This is a genomic window from Streptomyces sp. NPDC058671 (assembly GCF_042716475.1).
Lineage (GTDB): Bacteria > Actinomycetota > Actinomycetes > Streptomycetales > Streptomycetaceae > Streptomyces.
The window spans coordinates 6,888-30,366 of the sequence record NZ_JBHXSA010000001.1 but is presented as its reverse complement, the minus strand read 5'-3'; the positions used below and the strand labels follow the sequence as shown (position 1 = coordinate 30,366).

The window sequence follows — 23,479 nt, the reverse complement described above, 5'->3', positions numbered from 1 at the left end:
CATGGCCTCATCCGCGCCTTGGACGGAATTCCACGGCCCCTTCATTGACCGGATCCGTCCAGGGTTCCGATATTGCCCGCGCTCTTGGCGCCCCTCTAATGTCACCGTCGTGATCGATTGACAGGGCCTCTCCCCACTAGGAATTCTCATGGTTATCACCCCCTTCAAAACCGTTCCCCTTTCCGATCACCACGGTCTGGTGATCGAGAGCGCGGATCTCCCGCTCGCCGAACTCCCGCACTCCGAGATAGCCGAACTCTTCAAGGAGCACGGCACTCTGATGTTCCGCGGGTTCGGGGCCACCGCCGACGATTTCCGTGAACTCGTCCAGAAGTTCTCGTCGAAGCTCTTCTTCCACCAGAACCCGAACCGCGAGACGATTTCCGACGACGGCGCCGTGCTGCTCGTCGACGCGCACCGGAATCCCATTCCGGCGCACTCCGAGATGAGCTACTGCCCGCTGCACCCAGGCCTCCAGTGGTTCTACTGCGTGCGGCCGGCCGACGAGGACGGTGAGACGACGGTCTACGACGGCGTCGAGGCGTACAAGCGGCTCGCCCCGGAGACCCGCGACCTGTTCGACAGGCTCCGGCTGACCTGGCGCCTGCCGTTCCCGACCGCGCCCGAGCACCAGGAGCGCGTGTTCGGCACGGCCGACCGCGCCGAGCTCGAGGCACTGTTCGCCACCTTCGACGACTTCGCCTACGACTTCGACGACGCCGGCAACCTCAACTGGAAGTGGACCGTCTCCGCGGTCCCGCAGGCGCCCTACGTGGACGCGCCCACGCTGTGCAACAGCTACCTGGGCTCGGGCGCGATCGTGTCGTTCGAGGACGGCTCGACCATTCCGCAGCACGTCCGCTGGGACGCCCTCGACGCCACCGAGCAGGTGCGGGTCGACCTCCAGTGGCAGGCCGGCGACATCGTCATGATCGACAACAAGCGCGTGATGCACGGCCGGCGCGGCTTCGAGGACCCCGACCGCAAGGTCGCGGCGATGCTCTCGACGCCGAACTTCTGACCAGCCCCTCACCCCGTCTGTCGCCCGCCGCCCGTCGACCGCCGCCCGTCGACCGCCGCCCTCACAGTTTGGATGCGACTCCATGACCCACGCCGTCGGTCTGCCCACGCTCACCCCGCCGACCGCTCCGCTGTCGTCCTTCTACGAGAACGCCCTGCACGCCATGGAGCTCGGTGACCCGGCCCTGTACGGGCTCATGGACGACGAGCTCCGCCGGCAGCACGAGACCCTCGCCCTCGTCGCCTCGTGCAGCCCGGTGACGCCCGCGGCGCTGCTCGCCGAGGGCAGTTTCTTCGCCAACGTCACGGCCGAGGGGTACCCGGGCCGCAGGTTCCACGCCGGCTGCGTGAACGTCGACAAGGTCGAGCGGCTCGCGGTCGAACGCGCCAAGCAGGCCTTCGGCGCCCGCTACGCGAACGTCCAGCCCCACTCGGCGAGCACCGCCAACCAGGTGGTCATGAACGCCCTGCTGAAGCCGGGCGACCCGATCCTGGGCCTCGACCTGGACGCGGGCGGCCACCTCAGCCACGGCGCCTCGGTCAACATCTCGGGCCGGATCTTCGACGCCCGCAGCTACGGCCTCGGGCCCGACGGCCTCATCGACTACGCGGAGGTCCGGGCCCAGGCCCTGCGGCACCGGCCGCGCCTGATCGTGGCGGGCACCACCGCCTACCCCCGTACGCTCGACTGGGCCGCGTTCCGCGCCATCGCCGACGATGTGGGGGCGTACCTGCTCGCCGACATCACCCACATCGCCGGGCTCGTGGTGGCCGGGCTGCACCCGTCGCCCCTTGCGCACGCCCATGTGGTGACCACCTGCACGCACAAGCAGCTCTACGGTCCGCGCGGCGGTCTGATCCTGCTCGGCGACTCCGCCGACATGGTGCTCCCCACCGGCCGCACGCTTCGGCAGACTCTGCAGAGCGGCCTCTTCCCGCTGATCCAGGGCGCGCCGGTGGTGAACAGCATCGCCGCCAAGGCCTACGCCCTGGGGGCGGCGACCACACCGGAGTTCACCGCCCGCATCCACCGGGTGCGCGACCTCGCGGCCGCGCTCGCCGAGCAGCTCATGGGCCGCGGAGTACGGGTCATCTCCGGCGGCACCGACAACCACATCGTCGTGGCCGACGTCCTCACGTCGTACGGCGTCACGGGCGTCAACGCCGAGAAGGCGCTGGAGCAGTGCGGCATCCTCGTCAACAAGAACCGGATCGTCGGCGACACCCACTCCGCCATGGTGACGTCCGGCGTGCGTTTCGGCAGCAACAGCATGGCGGCGCGCGGTCTCGACCTCGCCGACGTCGCGGAGGTCGCCGACCTCGTCCACGAGGTGCTGACCGCCACGGAGAACACGGCGAACACCACGTACGCGCTCGACCCCGCGCTGCAGGCACGGGTCCAGGAGCGGATCCGCTCCCTCTGCCACCGCCGGCCCGTCGCCGGTTACTGACCGCCGCGGCCTCCCCGCGGGCCGGCGCCCCCATGACGCCGGCCCGCCCCCGCGGTGCGCCCTCACCCGTCCGGGCTCCAGAACTCCACGCCGATGCGAGAACGGTCTATGTACGCACACACCTCTGTCGTTGATGTCATCCGCCGCAATGTCTCCGAGCACGGTGCCACCGCACGCTACGAATTCCTCGCCGACGCCGGTGGCGTCGACTCCGAACTCAGCATGCTCGAGATAGACAGGCGGGCGCGGGCCATAGCCGTCTCGCTCCTGGAGCGCGCCAAGCCGGGTGCGCGGGTCATGCTGCTGTATCCGCCGGGCGAGCACTTCGTGGTGGGCTTCGTGGCCACGCTGTACGCCGGCATGGTCGCGGTCCCCGTGTACCCGCCGGACCCGATGCGGATCGCCCGTACGCTGCCCCGGCTGCGCGCGGTCGTGCAGAGCTCCCGTGCCGAGATCGTCCTCTCGGACAGCCTCGTGCTGGCCTTCACCCACGAGTTGTTCGAGCAGCAGGCGCCCGAGGTGGCGCGGCTGCCGTGGGTGGTCACCGAGGACGCGATGCTGGAGGGCGCGGACGACTGGCGCCACCCGGACCTGCGGCCCGACTCGATCGCCCTGCTCCAGTACACGTCCGGTTCCACCGGCACCCCGCGCGGCGTCGTGGTGACCCACGGGAACCTGCTGTCCAACGGCTCAGCGATCGCGGCCGGCTTCGGCATCACCGAGGGCGACGTCGTCGCCTCGTGGCTGCCCTTCTACCACGACATGGGTCTGCTGGGCGGTGTGCTCCAGCCGATGCTGTCCGGTCTTTCCAACGTCCTGATGTCTCCGCTGGAGTTCATGCGCCGTCCCATGCGCTGGCTGGAGGCCATCTCCTCCCGTGGCGCGACCGTCAGCGGCGGCCCGAACTTCGCCTTCGACCTCTGCGTCAACAAGAGCACCCCCGCCGAGCGGGAGGCCCTCGACCTGTCGTCCTGGCGGGTCGCGTTCTGCGGCGCCGAGCCGGTGCGGCACCGCACCCTGGAGCGCTTCGCCGAGGCGTTCGCCCCCAGCGGCTTCGACAGGTCCGCGCTGCTGCCCTGCTACGGCCTCGCCGAAGCCACCCTCTTCGTCGCCGGCAGCGGCCGCGGCAACGGCGCCCACACCACCCGTGTCGACCGCGCCGCCCTGGAGCGGGGCCACGGCGAGCAGCGCGCCGACGGCGACCGTCTCGTCTCCTCCGGTGTCGTCGCGGAGAACCACGAACTCGCCGTCGTCGACCCGGAGACCGGCGCCCGCGTCGCCCCCGGCGCCGTGGGCGAGCTGTGGGTGCGCGGCACGTCCGTCGCCTCCGGCTACTGGGAGGACGAGGCCGCGACCGAGGCCGCCTTCGGCGCCCGGCTCGCCGACGACCCGCTGCCCTATCTGCGCACCGGCGACCTCGGTTTCGTCCTGGACGGCCAGATCCACGTCACCGGCCGCCTCAAGGAGATGATGGTCGTCCGCGGCCGCAACCTCTACGCGCACGACCTGGAGGAGACCGCCGTCGCGGCGTCCCCGTGGGCCCGCCCCGGCTGCGGCGCGGCGTTCTCGGTGGAGACCGGGGACGGCGAGGAGTGCGTCGTCCTCCACGAGGTCGCCGTCGGCACCCCCGAGGAGGAACTGCCCCGGATCGCCGACGCGATCGCCGCCGCCGTCCAGCACGAGCACGGCATCGCCCTGCTCGACGTGGTCCTGCTCGCCGCCCGCAGCCTCGCCAAGACCTCCAGCGGCAAGATCCAGCGCCTGGCCGGCCGGACGGCGTACACCTCCGGGCAGGTCGAGGGCGAGCTGCACCGCCGCTCCGCCTCCGCCCCGGCCCGCGGCGAGAAGCGACAGCTCACGCTCCCCACCCGCGCCGAACTCCTGGCGCTTCCCCGCGAGCAGCGCGTCGACACCATCGAGCGCGCCCTGAGCCTGGTCGGCCGGGGTGAGGGCGACGCGCCCGCCACCATGGTCGCCGAGCTGGACCTCGACTCCCTCGCCGCCGTCGACCTGGCCTTCCGGATCGAGGAGCAGCTCGGTGTCGAAACCGACCCGGGCCTGCTGCTCCAGCCCACGAGCCTGCGCGAGGTGGCCACGGCGATCGAGGAGCGCGCGCACACCGCGCCCGATGCGCCGGTGCGGCAGGAGCCCGGCCGGCGCGGCGGAGCCGTACCGCTGTCCGCCGGTCAGCAGTCGCTGCTGTTCATGCGCGACCTCGAAGGCCCGGACTGCCTGCAGAACGTCTCGGTGGCCGTCCGGCTGCACGAGCCGGTCGACACGGGCGTGCTGTCCGCCGCCGTGCGCCACATCGGCGCCCGCCACCCCGTCCTGACCGCCCGCTTCGGCACCGACGGCAGCCGTCGGACGCAGCTGATCGACCCCGCCGTCCCGTTCGTGCTCGACGTCGTCGACCTGACGGGCGAGGCGGAGGAGGTGCTGAGGGCCCGGGTCGACGCGTGTGCCCTCGACCCCTTCGACATCGAGGGAGGCGACGTCGCCCGCGCCAGGCTGTTCACCGGCTGCGGCGCACCGGTCCTGGTCCTCGCGCAGCACCACGCCATCACGGACTTCTGGTCGGTGGTGACCCTGCTCGACGAGCTGACCACCGTCTACGGCGACCTCCTGCGCGAGCGCACCCCCGACCTCCCGGCGGCCGTCGGCTACGAGGAGTTCGTCCGCTGGCAGCAGGACTACGAGCGCTCCCCGCAGTGGGGGGCCGACGAGCGCTACTGGCTCGACCTGCTGGCCGGTGACGTCCAGGCGCCGACGCTGCCGGTACGGGAGCGTCCGCGGCCGGAGAAGGGCGTCGCGTGCCACCGGGTGACCGTGGACGCCGCGCTGCTCGCCGACCTGGAGCGGGTCGCGGGCGACAGCGGCACGACGGTGTTCTCGGTCCTGATGGCGGCCTTCGAGGTCCTCGTCGCCGCGCACAGCGGCACCCGGGACTTCATCGTCGGCGCCACCACGGCCGGCCGCCCGCAGGCACGTTTCCGCAACACGCTCGGCTACTTCGTCAACACCATTCCCGTACGCGCCGAGCCCGGTGCCCACGCCAGCGTCACCGAGCTGATCCGCAGCACCGGACAGCAACTGCGGGAGTCGCTCGGCCACCAGCACTTCCCGGTCAGCCGACTGGTCGAGCTGCTGCGGGCCCGGGGCAACACCTCGGCCGCGATCAACACGGCGGTCGTCTTCGAGCGGCCGCACAACGCGATCGCCGACGACGTCACCTCGGTCCTCTTCGGCGCCGGCCGCGACAGCGCCGTCCTCGGCGACCTCACCCTCGAACCGTTCCCGGCCGGCGAGCTGGCCACCCAGTTCGACATCACCCTGCACGCCGTACCCGCCGACGGCGGTCTCCTCGCGCACATGCTGGTCCGCGCGGACCGCTTCGACGAGGGCCTCGCCGCCTCGCTGGGCGGGCAGTTCCTCGAACTGCTCGGCCAGATCGTCACCCACGGCGACTCCCCGGTCTCTGCGCTGCGCCTCACCGGCGCGACCGAGTCCCTCACCCGCGCCGACGTCCCGGCCCGCACCCTGCCCGGTGTCACCTCCGTGCACGAGCTGTTCGAGGCGACGGCCGACCGCACCCCCGACGCGGTCGCCCTCACGGCCGGAGCGGCGGAGCTGACGTACGCCCAGGTGGAACGCGCGGCGAACCGGCTCGCGCACCGCCTCCGCCAGGACGGCCTCGGGCCCGAGGACACCGTCGGCCTCTGCCTGGAGCGCTCCTCCGAGCTGATCGTCGCGATGCTCGCCGTCATGAAGTCCGGGGCCGCCTTCGTGCCCCTGGACCCGACGCTGCCGCAGAGCCGTCTCGCCGACATGGTCGGCGACGCGCGCTGCGCCCGGATCCTCTGCCACGGCGCGACCGCGAACCTCGCGGGCTCCCTGGGCACCGCGACCCGCGTCGACGAGGAGTCCGGCGCGGACCTCCCCGAGGACCGCCCCGCGCTCGCCGTCACCGGCGACAGCCTGGCGTACGTCATCTTCACCTCCGGCTCGACCGGACGCCCCAAGGGCGTGCAGATCGAACACCGGTCGCTGTTGAGCTACCTGCTGTCCTTCCTCGACGCCTTCGACGTCGAGGAGGGCGACCGGGTGCTGCAGTTCGCGCCGCTCACCTTCGACCCCTGCCTGGAGGAGATCTTCTCCGCCTGGACCCGGGGCGCGACCCTCGTGCTCCGCGACGAGTCGGTGCTCGGCTCGCCCGAGCGCTTCTGGGCCTGGTGCGAGGACCAGCGGTTGACCCTGGTCGACATCCCCACCGCCTTCTTCCACGTGCTCGTCACCGCCCTCGAAACGGGTGTGCGGGTGCCGTCCGCGCTGCGCTCGATCCTCATCGGCGGCGAGGCCGCGCACCCCGACAAGCTCGCGCAGTGGTTCGCCGCCGACCGCGGCCACGTCGAGCTGTACAACCGCTGGGGCACCACCGAGACGACGGTGTGCTCGACCGTCGCCCACCTCGGCCCTGAGTCGGGCCGGGTCTCCCGCGCCCGCGACGTGTCCATCGGCGCCGACATGACCGACGCGGTGATCCACGTCCTCGACGCCGAGCTGCGGCCCGTCGCCGACGGCGTCGTGGGGGAGGCGTACATCGGCGGCGTGGGTGTCGGACGCGGCTACGCGTCGGCGCCCCGCAAGACCGCCGAACGGTTCGTCCCCGACCCGTTCGCGACCGGGCCCGGACGGCGTCTGTACGCCACCGGCGACCTGGTGCGCCGGTCCGCCGACGGCGAGCTGCGCTACGTCGGCCGCGCCGACCAGCAGGTGAAGGTACGCGGCTACCGCATCGAGCTCGGTGAGGTCGACGTGGCGCTGCGACGGCACCCCGACGTCGCCGAGGCGGCCGTGGTCGCCTCGCGCGGCACCGGCGAGACGGAACTCATCGCCGCCGTCACCGGCGAGGGCGTCGGTGCCGACGGACTGCGCGACTGGCTGAACCGCGAGCTGCCCAGCTACATGGTCCCCAGCCGGCTGCTGGTCCTGGACGCGATCCCGCTCACCTCGAACGGCAAGGTGGACGCGCACGCCCTGCGCGAGCTGGCCCTCGACGCGTCCCGCTCGGCCGGGGCGGCGGACATGTCGCCGCTCGAGAGCAGACTCGCCGCGGTCTGGTGCCAGGTCCTCGAAGTCGCCGGGGTCGGTCCCGACGAGGACTTCTTCGCCCTCGGCGGGCACTCGCTGCGCGCGGCGGACCTCAACACCCGGGTACGCCGGGAGTTCGGCGTCCAGCCGCCGCTGCGGATGTTCTTCGAGTCGGTGACCGTACGCGCCCAGGCGGCGCGGATCGCCGAACTCGCCGCCGCGGACACCGTCTCCACCGGGACGGACGCGACGGAGGCGGCCGCCTCCGCGTCCGCCGCCGTCGAACCCTCCCTCTCGCTCGGCCAGCGCCGGCTGTGGTTCCTGGAGAAGTTCGCCCCCGGCTCCCGCGCCTACGTCGTGCCCGGCGTGCTGCGGCTGTACGGGGAGCTCGACCCGGCCGTCCTGCGCGGCGCCCTCGACGCGATCGTCGAGCGGCACCCCGCCCTGCGCACCGGCTTCACGGACGAGGGCGGCCGGCCCGTGCCCTTCGTGCACACCGCTCTCCCCTGCCCCTTCGAGGTCGTCGACCGGACCGCGGTCACGCCCGCACAACGCGAGGCGGAGCTCGCCGGACTCGTCGACGACCACGTCCGGCAGCTCTTCCGGCTGGACGCGCCGCCGCTGATGCGCGCCGCCCTGGTGTCGTTCGGCCCCGACGAGCACGCCCTGCTCCTGGCCTTCCACCACATCGTCTCCGACGGCCGCTCCATGGAGATCATCGCCGGGGAGCTGGCCGAGCTGTACGCGCACGGCTCCGGCGCCGGTCACGGCGAACCGCCCGCGGTCGTCCACGAGTACGCCCGGTGGGCGCTCGACGAGACCGCCCGTCTGGAGTCGGCCGAGGGCCGGCGCGGTCTGGAGTTCTGGACCGGGCACCTCGCCGGTGCGCCGCTCGCCCTCGACCTGCCCCTCGACCGGCCCCGGCCGGCCGTGCAGACCTTCGACGGCGCGCGGGTGCCGCTGACGCTGAGCCAGACCGACTCCGACCTGCTGCGCTCCCTCGCCAGGGACCAGCGGGCCACCGTCTTCATGACGCTCGCCGCGTGCGTGTCCTCCACCCTGTCCCGGCTGACCGGGCAGGAGCGGGTGGTCGTCGGTGTGCCCGACGCCAACCGCACGGGCGACGGCGCGTACGACGACGTCGTCGGCTTCTTCGTGAACACCGTCCCGCTCTGCTTCGAGGTGCCGGGCGCCGCCACCGGCCGTGACCTCGTCGACCTTGCCAGGGCCACCGCCCTGGAGACGATGCCGTACCAGTGGGTCCCGTTCTCCGCGATCGTGGAGGCGACCGGCCAGGACCGCGACCCGAGCCGCAGCCCGCTCTTCCAGGCGATCCTCGACGTCCGCAACGGCGCGCTGCCGACGCCGGCCCTGCCCGGTCTGCGGGTCGAGACGGCGCCGCTGTACACCGGCACCGCCAAGACCGACCTGACCTTCGAGATCACCGACGACGGCGGCCCGCTGACGGGCTGGCTGGAGTTCAACTCGGACCTGTTCCTGCCCGGGACCGCCCAGCTCGTCGCCCGGCTGTTCGGCGAGACGGCCCGCGCCATGGCGCAGCGGCCGGACGAGCGCGTCGAGACCCCGTCGGCGACGGCGACCCTCACCCGCTGGCCGTCCGAACCGTCTGGGGGGGCCGAGCCTTCCGCTCCCGACACCTTCTGGGCGCAGTTCGAGCAGGTCGCGGACAGCCGCACCGACGCCGTCGCCGTCGAAGGACCCGACAGCGCGCTGACCTACGGCGAGCTGCGCACCCGGGTGGACCGGGTCGCCGGGGTGATCGCGCGGCGGTTCGCCGTGCGCCCCGGGGACGTCGTCGCCGTGTCGGTCGAACCGTCCGTCGAGGCCGTCGTCGCCGTCCTGGCGGCCCAGCGCTGCGGAGCGGCGTACCTGCCGATCGACCCCGCCTACCCGGCCGAGCGCAAGGAGTTCATGCTCGCCGACTCGGGGGCGCGCGGTCTGGTGACCCGCGACCTCGTCGAGGAGGCGCTGCGGGAGGCCGTGGCCCCGGCAGAGGCCGCGGCCCTGCCGACGGCCGACGCCGACGCGCCCGCGTACCTCCTGTACACCTCGGGCTCCACCGGTCGCCCCAAGGGCGTACTCGTCTCCCACCGCGCGCTCGCCAACCTCACGGCGTACCAGGCGGGTGTCTTCGGGATCGACGCCGACGCCCGCATGCTCCAGTTCGCGAGCCTGAGCTTCGACGCCTCCGTCTGGGAGATCTTCTCCACGCTCGCCGCGGGGGGCACCCTGGTCGTCGCCGGCCGTGAGCACGCCCTCGTCGGCGAGGCCCTCGCCGACGTCCTCGCCGAGCGTGCGGTCAGCGTGTGCCTGCTGCCGCCGTCGGTGATCGCGTCCCTGCCCGCCCGCGAACTGCCGCGGCTCACGACCCTGGTGTCGGGCGGCGAGGCCTGCCGTGCCGAGCTGGTCGAGCGGTGGCAGCCGGGCCGGCGCTTCGTCAACGCGTACGGTCCCACCGAGTGCACCGTCGTCATCACGGCCGCCGTGTGCGAGCCGGGTCGTCCCGCCTCGCTGGGCGCGGTGCTGCCGGGAGGCACGGCGTACGTCCTGGACGCGGAGCTGCGGCCGGTGGTCGCCGGCGCGGTCGGCGAACTGTACGTCGGCGGCGCGGGCCTGGCCCTCGGCTACCACGGCCGGCCCGCACTGACCGCCGGGCACTTCCTGCCCGACCCGTTCTCCACCGCCGCCGGTGCCCTGATGTACCGCACGGGCGACCTCGTCCGGCTGCGCGCCGACGGGACCCTGGACTACTGCGGCCGTCGGGACAGCCAGATCAAGCTGCGCGGCTACCGGATCGAGCCGGCCGAGATCGAGGCGGTGCTCGTGGCCCTCCCCGGGGTGACACGGGCCGTGGTCCAGGGCGTCGACGGGGTCCTCGTCGCCCATGTCGAGTCGTCCGACACCGCGTCGACCCCGCAGGCGCTGGCGAAGCTGTGCGCGGCCGGACTGCCGCCGCACATGGTCCCGGCCGCCTTCGTGGTCCGCGAGGAGCTGCCGCGGCTGCCCGGGGGCAAGATCGACCCGAACCGCCTCGGGCGTCCCGGCCGCGCCGACTTCGCGCTCGCCGAGTTCGCCGCCCTGGAGACGGAGACCGAGCGGACCGTCGGCCGTGTCTGGGCCCAGGTCCTGGACGTCGACGTGGTCGGCGCCGGTGACGACTTCTTCACCATCGGCGGCCACTCCCTGCTCGCCACCGTGATCACCTCGCAGGTGAGCGAGGAGCTGGGCCGCGCGGTCCCGCTGCGGGCCCTGTTCGAGGCGCCCGTGCTCCGGGACTACGCCGCGCTGTGCGACGCCGCCTCCGCCCGGGACACCTCCGGCGGGATCGCCGCCCACGCCAACGGCGGGAGCGACGCTCCGCTGTCGGTGATGCAGGAGCGGCTGTGGCTGCTTGAGGAGATCGAGAACGGCTCCGGCGAGAACGCGTCCACCGGGCGCTACCACCTGGCCGGCGCGATCCGGCTCACCGGTGACCTCGACGAGGCCGCCCTCCAGCGGGCCGTCACCCGTCTGGTGGACCGGCACACCACGCTCCGCACGGTCGTCACCCACCGGGAGGGCGAACTGACGCAGACCGTCCTGGACGGCGCCGACGTCACCCTGACGCGCACCGAACTGACCGGCGCGACCGCCGAGGAGCGCGCCTCCGAGGCCCGTGCCCTGGTGGCCCGCGAGGCGGCGGAGCCGATGGACCTGGCCGGCGGCCCGCTGCTGCGGGTCCGGCTGCTCAGGATCGGCCACGACGACGCGGTCCTCGTCCTGACCCTGCACCACATCGTGGGCGACGGCTGGTCGATGGAGATCCTCAAGCGGGACCTGACCCACTTCTACGCCGAGGAGACCGGCCACGAGCCGGCCTCCCCCCTGCCCCCGCTCAGGGCCACCTACGAGCAGTTCTCCCGCTGGCAGCGCCACCAGCTCGACTCCGGCGCACTCGACGCCTCCGTCGCGTACTGGTGCGAGCAGCTCGACGCGCTGCCCTCGCTCAGCCTGCCCGTCTCGCGCGGCACGTCCGACGCCGACGCCGAGGCCGACCAGGGCCACCGGGCCAGGGCGACCGTCACGCCGGAGCTGCGCCAGGCGATGGAGCGGCTCGCCGCCGAGTCCGGGGCGACGCTGTTCATGGTGCTCGCGGCGACCCTCCAGCTCACCCTGGGCCGCCTCGCGGGCCAGCGTGACTTCGCGATCGGCGTGCCCATCGCGGGACGCCGGCACCGCGAGGTGGAGGACCTCATCGGCTTCTTCATCAACTCGCTCGTGCTGCGCGCCGACCTCTCCGGCGACCCGACCTTCGACGAACTCCTCCAACGGGTCCGCGCCACCACCCTCGACGCGTACGAGCACCAGGACGTGCCGTTCGAGACGCTGGTCGGCAGGCTCGCCCCCGAGCGCGACCTGAACACCACCCCGCTGTTCCAGGTCTATCTGAACCTGCTCAACATCCCGCCGCGCCAGGGCGACCTGCCGGGCCTCACCGTCGACACCTTCGCCGTCCCCGACCTGGGCGCCAAGTTCGACCTGACCTTCTACGTCGACCCCGGGCAGGCGGGTCTGGCGCTCGACCTGATGTACGCCGCCGACCGCTTCGACCGGACGACGGTGGACGAGCTGCTCGCCCAGTGGATCAGGGTCATCGAGCAGGCGGTCGCCGACAGCGGCGGCCACGTCGACTCGCTGCGGCTCGACACCCCGCTGGCGCGCCGCGCGCTGCCCGACCCGGCCGCCCCCCTGGACACCACCTGGTACGGGTCGGTGGTCGAGCAGTTCGAACGCAGGGCCGCCCGGGAACCGCACCGGATCGCGATCACCGAACCGGGCCAGGAGCTGACCTACGGCGAGCTGGCCTGGGCGACCGCCGCCATGTCGGGCCTGCTCAACCAGCAGGGCGTCGCCAAGGGCGACGTGGTCGCCATCTACGGCGAGCGCAGTGCCTCGCTGGTCTGGGCGATCCTGTCCGTGATGCGCGCCGGAGCCTCGTTCGCCATCCTCGACCCGAGCTACCCGGCGGACCGCATCGCCGACTGCCTCGCGGTGGCCCGCCCGACCGCCTTCCTCCAGCTGGAGGGCGCGGGAGCCGTGCCGCTCGCCGTGGACACCGCGCTCCAGGAGGCGTCGCTGCGCTGCCGCTTCGAACTGCCGTCGAAGCTGTCGGACGCCCGGCACCTGGTGCCGCGGGGCGCGGAGCCGGCCGGTGCCGTGGAGGTGGGACCCCGGGACTGCGCGTACATCGCGTTCACCTCGGGTTCCACCGGCAAGCCGAAGGGCATCCGGGGCGCGCACGGCTCCCTCACCCACTTCGTGCCCTGGATGGTGGAGACCTTCGGTCTCCGTGAGACCGACCGCTACAGCCTGCTCTCCGGCATCAGCCACGACCCGCTGCACCGCGAGGTGTTCACGCCGCTGGTCACGGGCGCCACGATCTGCGTGCCCGACCGGCTCGACATCGAGACCCCGGGCCGGCTCGCGCAGTGGTTCCGTACCGCGCAGGTCTCGGTCAGCCACATGACGCCGCCGATGGCGCGGCTGTTCGACCAGCTGTCGGTCGCGCCCGGCACCCTGCCGCTCCTGGAGCGGGTCTTCTTCCTCGGTGACACGCTGACCAGCCGTGACGTGCGGGCCATCACCCGCATGGCGGGCTCGGCGACCTGCGTCAACCTGTACGGCTCGACCGAGACACAGCGCGCGGTCGGCTACCACGTGGTGCCCGCGGCCCACGGTGTCGCCGACACCGACCCGGGTGTCACGTACCCGCTCGGCCGCGGCATGAAGGACGTCCAGCTCCTCGTCCTCAACGAGGCGGGGCAGCAGGCCGGAGTCGGAGAGCCGGGCGAGATCGTCATCCGCTCCCCGCACCTCTCGCTGGGCTACGCCCATGACGAGGTGCTCACCGCCGCCAGGTTCGTGCGCAGCCCGTTCGGGGACACCGAGGGCGACCGCATGTACCGCACCGGCGACCTCGGCCGGCATCTGCCCGACGGCTCCGTCACCCCGCTCGGCCGCGCCGACACCCAGGTCAAGATCCGCGGCTACCGCGTGGAGACGGACGAGGTGCAGCACGTGATCTGCGCCGCGCCGGACGTCCAGGACGCCCTCGTCATGGCGCGTACGGACGCCGCCGGGGAGAACGCGCTGGTCGCGTACGTGGTGTCGAGGCCCGGCACCAGGGCCGCCGGCAACGAGGTGAGGGCCTTCGTCCGCAAGCGGCTGCCGGATTACATGGTCCCGGCGTTCGTCGTCGCCCTCGACGCCTTCCCGCTGACCCCGAACCGCAAGATCGACCGTGCCGCGCTGCCCGAGCCGTCCTCGGTGACCGGCGGCCACGAGGACGGCCCGCGCACCCCGCTGACCCCCACCGAGGAACTGGTGGCCGGCCTGTGGCAGGACGTGCTCGGCGCGCCCGCGGTGGGCCCCGAGGACAACTTCTTCAACCTCGGCGGGCACTCCCTCATGGCCACCCAGGTCGTGTCCCGGATCCGCCGGGTGTTCGGCTGCGAGATCGCGCTGCGCACCCTGTTCGAGAAGCAGACCGTACGGGACCTCGCGGCGCACATCGACGGCGTCGCCGGCGGCGGGAGCACCACCGCACCGGTCGTCGCCCTGCCCCGCACCGGCCCGCTGCCCGCCTCCTACGGCCAGGAACGCCTCTGGTTCCTCGACCAGCTGGAGGGCGACACCGGCGCCTACAACAGCGCCACGGTCGTGCGCATGCGCGGCCCGCTGGACACCGGTGCCCTGTCGGCGACGCTCGATGATCTGGTCGCCCGGCACGAGGTGCTCCGCACCCGTCTGGTCATGGACGACGGCCGGGTGAGCCAGATCGTCGAACCGGCCGGATCAATCACCATGCCGCTCACGGTCGTCGACCTCAGCGGCGAGCCCGAGGACACCGCCGAACAGCGCTGGCCGCAGCTCGTCGACGAGGCCGCGCGGCACCGCTTCGACCTGGCGGAGGCACCGCTCGAACAGGCGACCCTGATCCGGCTCTCCGACGAGGACCACGTCTTCGTCCTCGCCGTGCACCACGTCGTCGCCGACGGCTGGGGCCTGCAGATCGTCGTCCGCGACTTCGCGACCCTGTACCAGGCGCACCGCCAGGGCACGGCCTCCCCGCTGCCCGAACTCGACGTGCAGTACGCCGACTGGTCGAGCTGGCAGCGCGAGCGGGTCGAGGGCGGCGACCACCAGGCGCAGCTCGACTTCTGGTGCGAGACGCTGGCGAAGCCGGCGCCGCTCCTGGAGTTCCCCGCGCAGCGGCCCAGGCCGGCGGCGATGACCAACCGGGGCCTGACGATCCGCCGGGTGCTCGACGCCGAACTGGTCGGCGGGGTACGGCAGGTGGGCCGCGAGCACAACGCGACCCTGTTCATGACGCTGCTCGCGGCGTTCAACTGCCAGCTGCACCGCTACAGCGGAGCCGCGGACATCGCGGTCGCCACCCCGGTGGGGACCCGCTCGGTCGAGATCGAGGACGTGGTCGGGTTCTTCGTGAACACGATCGTCTTCCGCAACACGCTCTCCGCCGAGGAGTCCTTCAGCGGACTGCTCGAACGCGTCCGGTCCACGACGCTCTCCGCCTACGCCAACCAGGACGTCCCCTTCGACCGTGTGGTGGACGCGCTCCAGCCGAGCAGGGACCTGAGCACCAGCCCGCTGTTCCAGGTCATGTTCACCCTGCACAACGCGCCCTACTCGGAGATCGACCTCGGCGACCTCAGGCTGGAGCGGCTGCACGCCCCGGTCGGCACCGCCAAGTTCGACCTCAGCCTGGACCTGGCCGAGGAGAAGGAGGGCCTGCGCGCCACCCTCGAACTGAACGCCGACCTCTTCGACGAGGAGACCGGCCAGACGCTCCTGGACCACTTCGAGGCCCTGCTCGGCAGCATCGCCGCCGCCCCGAAGCGGCCCGTCGCCGAACTGGAACTGCGCCCGGCCGCCGAGGCCGCCGCCCAGGACGCCCTGAGCGCGGGACCGGAGGCCTACACGCCGGCGACCACGACCGAGTCCCTCGAACACTGGGCGCGGCACACCCCGGACGCCCCCGCCGTCATCGACGGCGACACCGTCTGGACCTACCGCGAACTGCGGGACCGGGTCGCGGCCCTCGCCGGACGGCTGTCCACGGCGGCCACCGGCCCCGAGCCGGCCGTGGTGGTGTGCGCCGGGCGCTCGGCCCGGCACATCGCCGCCGCCCTCGCCTGCGACGCGGCCGGCGCGACGTACGTACCGGTCAGCCCGGCCGTACCGGACCGGAGGATCACCTCCGTGCTCGACCGGCTCGGCGCGGTCGTCGCGGTCACCGACGACGAGCAGGCGGACCGCATCGCCGCCCTGCTCGGCGAGGACCGCGGCAGCCACCTCGTGCTCGACGACTCCCTGTCGGACCGTCCGCTCGACCCGCGCGGGACCCACCCGGCCCGCCGCTCCTACGTCATCTTCACCTCCGGTACGACCGGTGAGCCCAAGGGCGTGGAGATCGAACAGGCCGGACTGCTCAACCACCTGGAGCTGATGGCCCACGACCTGGAGCTGACCTCGGGCGACGTCATCGCCCAGACCGCCTCCCAGTCGTTCGACATCTCCGTCTGGCAGATGCTCGTCGCGGTGACGCGCGGCGCGACCACCGTGGTCGGCGACGACGACACCAGCCGGGACGCCGAGGCGCTGCTCGCTCTCGTCCGGGACCGCGGAGTCAGCGTGCTCCAGCTGGTGCCCGGCATGATCAGGGCGCTGCTCGACCACGCCGAGGACGGTGATCTGGGGAGCCTGCGGTACCTGATCGCCACCGGGGAGGCCCTGCCGCCGGACCTCGCGGCCGACTGGCTGCGCCGCTTCCCGGGGATCCCGATGGTCAACGCCTACGGGCCCGCCGAGTGCGCGGACGACACCCACCTCGCGGTCCTCACGACCCCGCCGCCGACCGACCGGGCGGTCCCGCTCGGCACCCCCGTCGCCGGTGTGACGTCCTACGTCCTCGACGCGCAGGGACGGCGGCTGCCGTTCGGCGTGCCGGGCGAGCTCGCCATCGGCGGCCGGGTGGTCGGCCGCGGCTACCTCGGGGACCCGAAGGCCACCGCGGAACGGTTCGTCCCCGACCCGTACGCCACGGAGCCCGGCGCCCGGCTGTACCGCACCGGCGACCGGGTCAGGCTCCACGGCGACGGGCGCCTGGAGTTCCTCGGACGGCTCGACGACCAGCTCAAGATCCGGGGCTTCCGCATCGAGGCCGGTGAGGTCGAGACGGCCCTGTGCGAGCTGCCCGCCGTACGGGAGGCGGCGGTCGTCCTGCGCGACTGCGACGGCGAACCCACCCTGGTCGCCTGCGTGGTCGGCACCGAGCACGACCCGGCCGTCCTGGCCGCCGCGGTCGGCACCCGCCTGCCGCGCTACATGGTCCCGACCGGTTACGTGTTCGCCGACCGGCTGCCGCGCACCCCGAACGGCAAGGTCGACCGGGCCGCGCTCCAGCGGGACGACGTGACCGTCGAGCGGGTCCGCCGGCGCTTCGAGGAGCTGTCGGGACCGACCGAGCGGCTCGTGGCCTCGGTGTTCGAGGAGCTGCTCCGCACCCCGGCGGTCGGCGCGCTCGACGACTTCTTCACCCTGGGCGGCCACTCGCTGCTCGCCACCCGTCTCGTGGCCGAACTGGCCGCGCGGACCGACATCGAACTGCCGCTGCGCGCGGTCTTCGAGCAGCCCACCGTGCGCGGTGTCGCACAGGCCCTGGAGGAACTCCAGCTGGCCGGGCTCAGCGAGACCGAGCTCCTCGAACTCGAGGCGCTGCTCGACGGAGTCACCGACGACCAGGCCCGCGAGCTGCTCGCGGCCGGCGAGGAGAGGGACGCATGATCCGGGAAGCCGCCACCGAGCGGGAGAGCAAGGAGAGCCTGTCCGCGGCCAAGCGGGAGCTGATGGCCTCGCTGCTGCTGGCCCGCGGCAGGCAGCGGGCGACCGCCCGCACCATCCGCCGACGCGACCCCGCGCGGCCCGGCCCGCTGTCCCGGGGCCAGGAGCAGCTGTGGGTGGCCGAGTCCCTCGCGGACGGCAGGCCGCTGTACAACGTCCCCTACGGCGTGCGGCTGCGCGGTGCGCTCGACGTCACCGCGCTCGGCGCCGCGCTCGACGGGCTCGTCGCCCGGCACGCGGTCCTGCGCACCGTCTACCGGCAGCTCCCGGACGGCGGCCTCGAACAGGTCGTCCTGCCGGCCGCGCCGGTGGCGCTGCCGGTCGAGGAGGCCGCCGACGAGGAGGCCGCCGTGGCCGCCGCGCAGCGCGAGGCGGCCCGGCCGATCGACCTGACGGACGGGCCCGTGATCCACGGGCGGCTGTTCCGGATCGCCGCCGACGACCACCTCCTGGCCCTGGTCGTGCACCACATCGCGACCGACGCCTGGTCGGTGGGCGTCCTCCTGGAGGACCTCGCGGAGCTGTACGACGCGGCCCGCGAGGGCCGCCCGCCCCGGCTGCCCGCGCTCGGCATCGACTACGCCGACGCGGCCGCCCACGAGCGGGCCCAGGAGCCCGACGACTACGACCGGCTGGTCGCGCGGTGGCGCGAGCAGCTGGCCTGGGCCCAGCCGCTCGGCCTCTCGCCGAACGGGGACCGGGGCACGGCCCGTACCGGCCGGCGTATCCGCTGCCAGTGGGACGGGCAGTTCGGCCGCGACCTCCAGCGCACCGCGGAGGCGCACCGCACGACCGTCTTCAACGTGATGCTCACCGCGTTCGCGGTGCTGCTCAACCGGTACACGGGCACCTCCCGGTTCGCCATCGGCACGGTCATGGCCAACCGGAACCGGCAGACCGAGCGCCTGGTCGGCTACTTCGCGAACACCGTCCCCGTGGTGGCCGACCTGTCCGCGGGCGCCGGCAGCCTCGGTGACGTCCTCGCCGGGATCAGCCGCGAGTCGCTGTGGGCGCAGGAGCACCAGATCCCGTTCGACGTCCTCGTCGACAAGGTCGCGCCCCGTCGCACACTGGCCGAGAGCCCGCTGTTCGAGGCCATGTTCGTCTTCAACAACGGCCCCGGCCACGAGATGCGGCTGCGCGACCTGTCCCTGACCCCCACCCATCTGCACTCCGGCACGTCCAAGTTCCCCCTCGACCTGTCCTGCGCGGTGACGGACGACGAGGTCATGGTGTCGCTGGAGTTCGACGAGTCGGTGCTGGACACCGCCGCCGCCGAACGCCTCCTCGGCCACTACCGGCGGCTCCTCACGGGCCTGTGCGAGAACCCGGACGTCCACGTCGACAACGCGGACCTGCTCACCCGGGCCGAGCGGGAACTCGTCGTCGACGAGTGGAACCGTACGGGCGAGGAGTTCCCCGCCCACGCCACCGCCCACGGCCTGTTCGAGGAGTGGACGGACCTGGAGCCGGACGCCGTCGCCGTGACCTGCGGCGAGGAGGCGGTGAGCTACGCCGAGCTCGACGCGCGGGCCAACCGGCTCGCCCACCTGCTCCTCGCGGAGGGCTGCGGCCGCCACCAGCGCGTCGGCGTCTGCCTGGAGCGCGGCATCGACCTGGTCGTCGCCCAGCTGGCCATCGCCAAGACGGGCGCGGGCTATGTGCCGCTCGACCCGGGCTATCCGGCCGAGCGCCTCCAGTGGATGCTGGCGGACTCCGGCGCCCGGCTCGTCGTCACCCGCGACGAGCGGCTCGGCGGCGGCGGCGTGACGGCCGTCGACCCCGCAGCCGCCGCCTCCCACCCGGCGACCCGGCCCGAGCGGGACGTCCGCCCGGACGACCTGCTCTACCTGATCTACACCTCGGGCTCGACCGGTCTGCCCAAGGGTGTGCTGCTCGACCACCGGGGCCGCGTCAACAACTTCACCGACTTCAACCGGCGCTTCCTCGTCGGCCCCGGCGACAAGGTCTTCGGCGTCTCGGCGCTCGCCTTCGACATGAGCGCGTACGACGTGTTCGGCACGCTCATGGCCGGCGCGACCGTGGTGTTCCCCGCGGCCGAGGACGAGCGTGCGCCGCACCGCTGGATCGAGACGATCGAGCGCGAGGCCGTCACCGTGTGGCACTCGGTCCCCGCCCTGTTCGGGCTGCTCGTCGAGGAGTGCGAGATACGCGGCGGGGAACCGCTGCCGATCCGGCTGGTGCTCCTCGGCGGCGACTGGATCCCGCTGGCGCTCCCGCAGCGGGGCGCGGCGCAGCTGATCCCCTCGGCACAGCTGGTCAGCATGGGCGGCGCCACCGAGGTCTCCATGGACTCGACGATCCACCTGATCGGCGAGGTCCTGCCGGAGCAGCGCAGCATCCCGTACGGCGCCCCGATGGCCAACCAGACCGCGTACGTCCTCGACGCGGCCCTGTCACCGCTGCCCGTGGGCGTGCCCGGCGAGCTGTACCTCGGCGGCGTCGGTGTGGGCTGGGGCTACCACAACCGGGCCAGGCTGACCGGCGAGCGCTTCGTGCCCGACCCGTTCAGCGCGGCGCCCGGGGCCCGGCTGTACCGCACCGGCGACCGCGCCCGCTGGATGCCGGACGGCAACCTCGAACTGCTCGGCCGCATCGACTTCCAGATCAAGATCAACGGTTACCGGGTGGAGACCGGCGAGATCGAGGCGGCCCTGCGGGAGGTGCTCGGCGGCGGTTCCTGCCTGGTCGCGGCGCACGGCCCGCGCGACGGCGCGAAGACGCTCGTGGCCTATCTGGTGGCGCCCCCCGCCGGGGAGGTCCCCGACGACGCCGAGCTCAAGCGGCAGCTGTCGGCGCGCCTGCCCCAGCACATGGTGCCGGCCTCCTTCGTCCGCATGGAGTCCTTCCCGCTGACCCACAACGGCAAGGTCGACCGGCGCGAGCTGCCGGCGCCCACGGCCGCGGCCGTCACGGGGCGCGCCGCGGGCACCGGGACCGAGCGGGCCCTGGTGACGCTGTGGCGCGAGGCCCTGGGCCGCGACGACGTCCCGGTCGACATCGGCTTCTTCACCCTCGGCGGCAACTCCATCGCGGTCATCCGCATGGTAAGCGCAGCCCGCCGCGCGGGGATCGAGATGACGCCCCGCATGGTGTTCGCCCACCAGACGATCGAGGCCCTGGCGAAGGCGGTCGACGAGCACGAGGCCGCCGCCCCGGTCACGGGAGCGAGCCGCACCCGCTCCGCCGGGCCCGTGGTGACGCCCGGACAGCACCACATGCTCGACGTTCTCGACAGCGCCTGGGTGCCCGGCCTGTACCAGATGCAGTCCACGACGGAGCTGCCGTTCCCGATCGACCCCGACTGCTTCCGGATCGCCTGGCAGCAGCTCAACGCCCGCCACGCCGTCCTGCGCACCGGCTTCCGGCGCGCCGACGCCCGGCCCGCCGGCGACGGCGACACCCCGCCCGCAGGAGACACCGGCACCGGCACCGGCACCGTCACCGCCACCGGCACCGACGGCTCCGGCGGCGGGCACGGCGGCTCCTGGACCCCCGTCGTCGCCGAGCACCTCGACCCGGAGATCGAGGTGCTCGACTGGAGCGACCACGCCCCGGCCGCGGTCGCCGACGAGCTCATCGCCCTCCTCGAAACCGAGCGCACCACGCCCTTCGACGTGTCCCGGCCGCCCCTGTGGCGGGTGTGGCTGGTGCGCGGCCCGTCCACCTGGTGGCTGGGCCAGATCCAGAGCTACCTCGTCGCCGACGGCTGGTCGAACCTGGTGCTGCTCGACGAGCTCCTCGCGCTGTACCTCGCCGCACTCGAAGGCCGCGACGCCGGGCTCCCGCCGGTCCCCGCACTCGACGCCGAGGCCACCGACCCCGAGGCGGACGGCGCCTTCTGGCGGGGCCGGCTGGCCGGGGCGCTCCCCTCGCGCCTCGCCGCCGAGCCGGGCCGCCTCGGTCCGTCCCGCTTCAGCCGCACGGCGGGTCGGCTGGACCCCGCGGTCGCCGAGACGCTGCGCGAGCGGGCCGCCGAGCACGGGCACACCTTCTCGACACTGGCCTGCGCGGGCTGGGCCCTGCTCGCCGCCTCGCGCCTGGAGCGCGCCGACGTCACCGTCGGCGTGGTCTCGGCGGGCCGCGACCGGGCCGTCGAAGGCCTGGAACGCGCGGTCGGCCTGTTCATCGCCGCCCTGCCGGTCCGGGTCGAGGTGAACCGGGACGACACCCTGACCTCCCTGTTCGACCGTTTCCAGCTGGCCCGCGTCGAGGGCGCCGAGCACACCTCGGTCCCCACCGGCGTCCTCCAGCGGATGGGGTCGGGCGAAGGACCGCTGTTCGACTCGGTCGTCGTCGTCGCCAACTACCCGGTGTCCTCAGGACTGCGCGCCCAGCAGTCCGCGAGCGTCCAGCGCGGCACCGAGAGCGACGGCACCCGGAACCAGACCGAGTACGCCCTCCGCCTGGACATCACCGACGACGCCGAACCCCGTATCGCCCTCTCCTACTACGGCGACCGCGTCGCCGACACCGAGGCGACGAGGCTGCTCGACGACTACCTCGCGCTGCTCACCGCGGTCGCCCGTACACCTGCCGCCACCGTCGGCCAGGTACTCCCGCTCTCCCCCCTCCCGATTGGAGATCCCCGATGACGGTCCTGGCAGATCTGACCACGTCCCCGCAGGTGCTCGAAGGCGCCTCCCCCCAGGTGCTCGGCGCCCCGTCCCGCCAGGTGTTCGAGACGACGTCGCCGCGGGTGCTCGAAGCCGGCTCCACCGAGGTGTTCGAGACCCGTGAGTCCGCCGTCCGCTCGTACTGCCGGGCGTTCCCCGTCCTCCTCAGCTCGGCCCACGGGACCACCCTGGTCGCCGAGGACGGCACGGAGTACGTCGACTTCTTCTCCGGTGCCGGGGCCCTCAACTACGGTCACAACCACGCCCACATCAAGCGCCAGGTCGTCGCCCACCTGGAAGGTGACGGGCTGCTGCACGCGCTCGACTTCCACACGGCGGCCAAGCGCGAGTTCCTGGAGCGCTTCGGCCGGGAGATCCTGGAGCCGCGCGGTCTGGACCACCGGGTCCAGTTCTGCGGCAGCACCGGCACCGACGCCGTCGAGGCGGCACTGAAGCTGGCCCGCAAGCACACCGGCAGGTCCCAGGTCATCGCCTTCTCCGGCGCCTACCACGGCGTCAGCCGCGGCAGCCTCGCCGCGACCGCGGACCTCTCGCTGCGCAAGGTGGCCGGGATGCCCCTCGGCGAGGTCACCCACCTGCCGTTCCCCGTCGGCCCGCGCGGCTCGTTCCCGACCATGGACCTCCTGGAGCAGTACCTCACCGACGACCTGTCCGGCGTCGAACTGCCCGCGGCGGTCATCCTCGAGGTCGTCCAGATGGAGGGCGGGGTCTACCGCATCCCCGACGCCGACCTGCGGCGACTGCGCGCCCTGTGCGACCGGTACGGCATCGTCCTCATCGCCGACGAGATCCAGGCCGGCTGCGGCCGGACCGGCGGCTTCTTCTCCTTCGAGCAGGCCGGGGTCGTCCCCGACCTCATCACCGTCTCCAAGTCGATCGGCGGCCTCGGCCTGCCGATGTCGATCCTCCTCATCCGCGAAGGCCTCGACTCGTGGGCGGCCGGTGACCACCCGGGCACCTTCCGCGGCAACCAGCTGGCGTTCGTCGCCGCCTGCGGCGCCCTCGACCTCTGGCAGAGCCAGGCCTTCCTCGACCAGGCGCGCGACGGCGCCGAACTGCTGCGCGCCTTCTGGGAGACCCACCCGCTGCCCGGCGTCGAGATCCGCGCCGAGGGCCACGCCATCGGCATCGACCTGACCCACGCGGGCGGCCGCCGAGCCGCGGACGACGTGGTGGCCTGGTGCTTCGAACGCGGCCTGATCGTGGAGTCGACCGGCCGTGACAAGGCCGTCCTCAAGCTGCTGCCCGCGCTGACCATGGAGAACGACGTGCTCCGGTACGGCTGCGAGCTGATCCACGAGGCCCTGCGCACGGCGCTGTCCCGCTAGACGGCGCCCC

Annotated in this window: 5 protein-coding genes; all 5 read left to right on the top strand. The window is 73.2% G+C overall.

Going from position 1 to position 23,479, the window contains the following annotated elements; translation table 11 throughout:
• The first annotated feature begins 148 nt into the window (after window positions 1–148).
• The 5 genes from ACFWV2_RS00055 (at window position 149) to ACFWV2_RS00035 (ending at window position 23,469) form a co-directional block, all read left to right on the top strand.
• Window positions 149–1,021, top strand: a complete 873-nt coding sequence (locus tag ACFWV2_RS00055; RefSeq protein ID WP_384399247.1) for a TauD/TfdA family dioxygenase — start codon at window positions 149–151, stop codon at window positions 1,019–1,021.
• Window positions 1,022–1,103: 82 nt separating this feature from the next.
• Window positions 1,104–2,471 (top strand): serine hydroxymethyltransferase, encoded by a 1,368-nt coding sequence (gene glyA / locus ACFWV2_RS00050; protein WP_384399244.1) that lies wholly within the window; start codon window positions 1,104–1,106, stop codon window positions 2,469–2,471.
• A 108-nt stretch (window positions 2,472–2,579) separates the two neighbouring features.
• Window positions 2,580–17,426, top strand: a complete 14,847-nt coding sequence (locus ACFWV2_RS00045; RefSeq protein ID WP_384399241.1) for an amino acid adenylation domain-containing protein — start codon at window positions 2,580–2,582, stop codon at window positions 17,424–17,426.
• A complete protein-coding gene (locus ACFWV2_RS00040; RefSeq protein WP_384399238.1) occupies window positions 17,423–22,099 on the top strand; it encodes an amino acid adenylation domain-containing protein in 4,677 nt (1,558 codons plus the stop codon). The genes ACFWV2_RS00045 and ACFWV2_RS00040 overlap by 4 nt, the downstream gene beginning before the upstream one ends.
• Window positions 22,096–23,469: a diaminobutyrate--2-oxoglutarate transaminase gene (locus ACFWV2_RS00035; protein WP_384399235.1), complete on the top strand. Its 1,374-nt coding sequence runs from the start codon at window positions 22,096–22,098 to the stop codon at window positions 23,467–23,469. The genes ACFWV2_RS00040 and ACFWV2_RS00035 overlap by 4 nt, the downstream gene beginning before the upstream one ends.
• Window positions 23,470–23,479 lie beyond the last annotated feature (10 nt).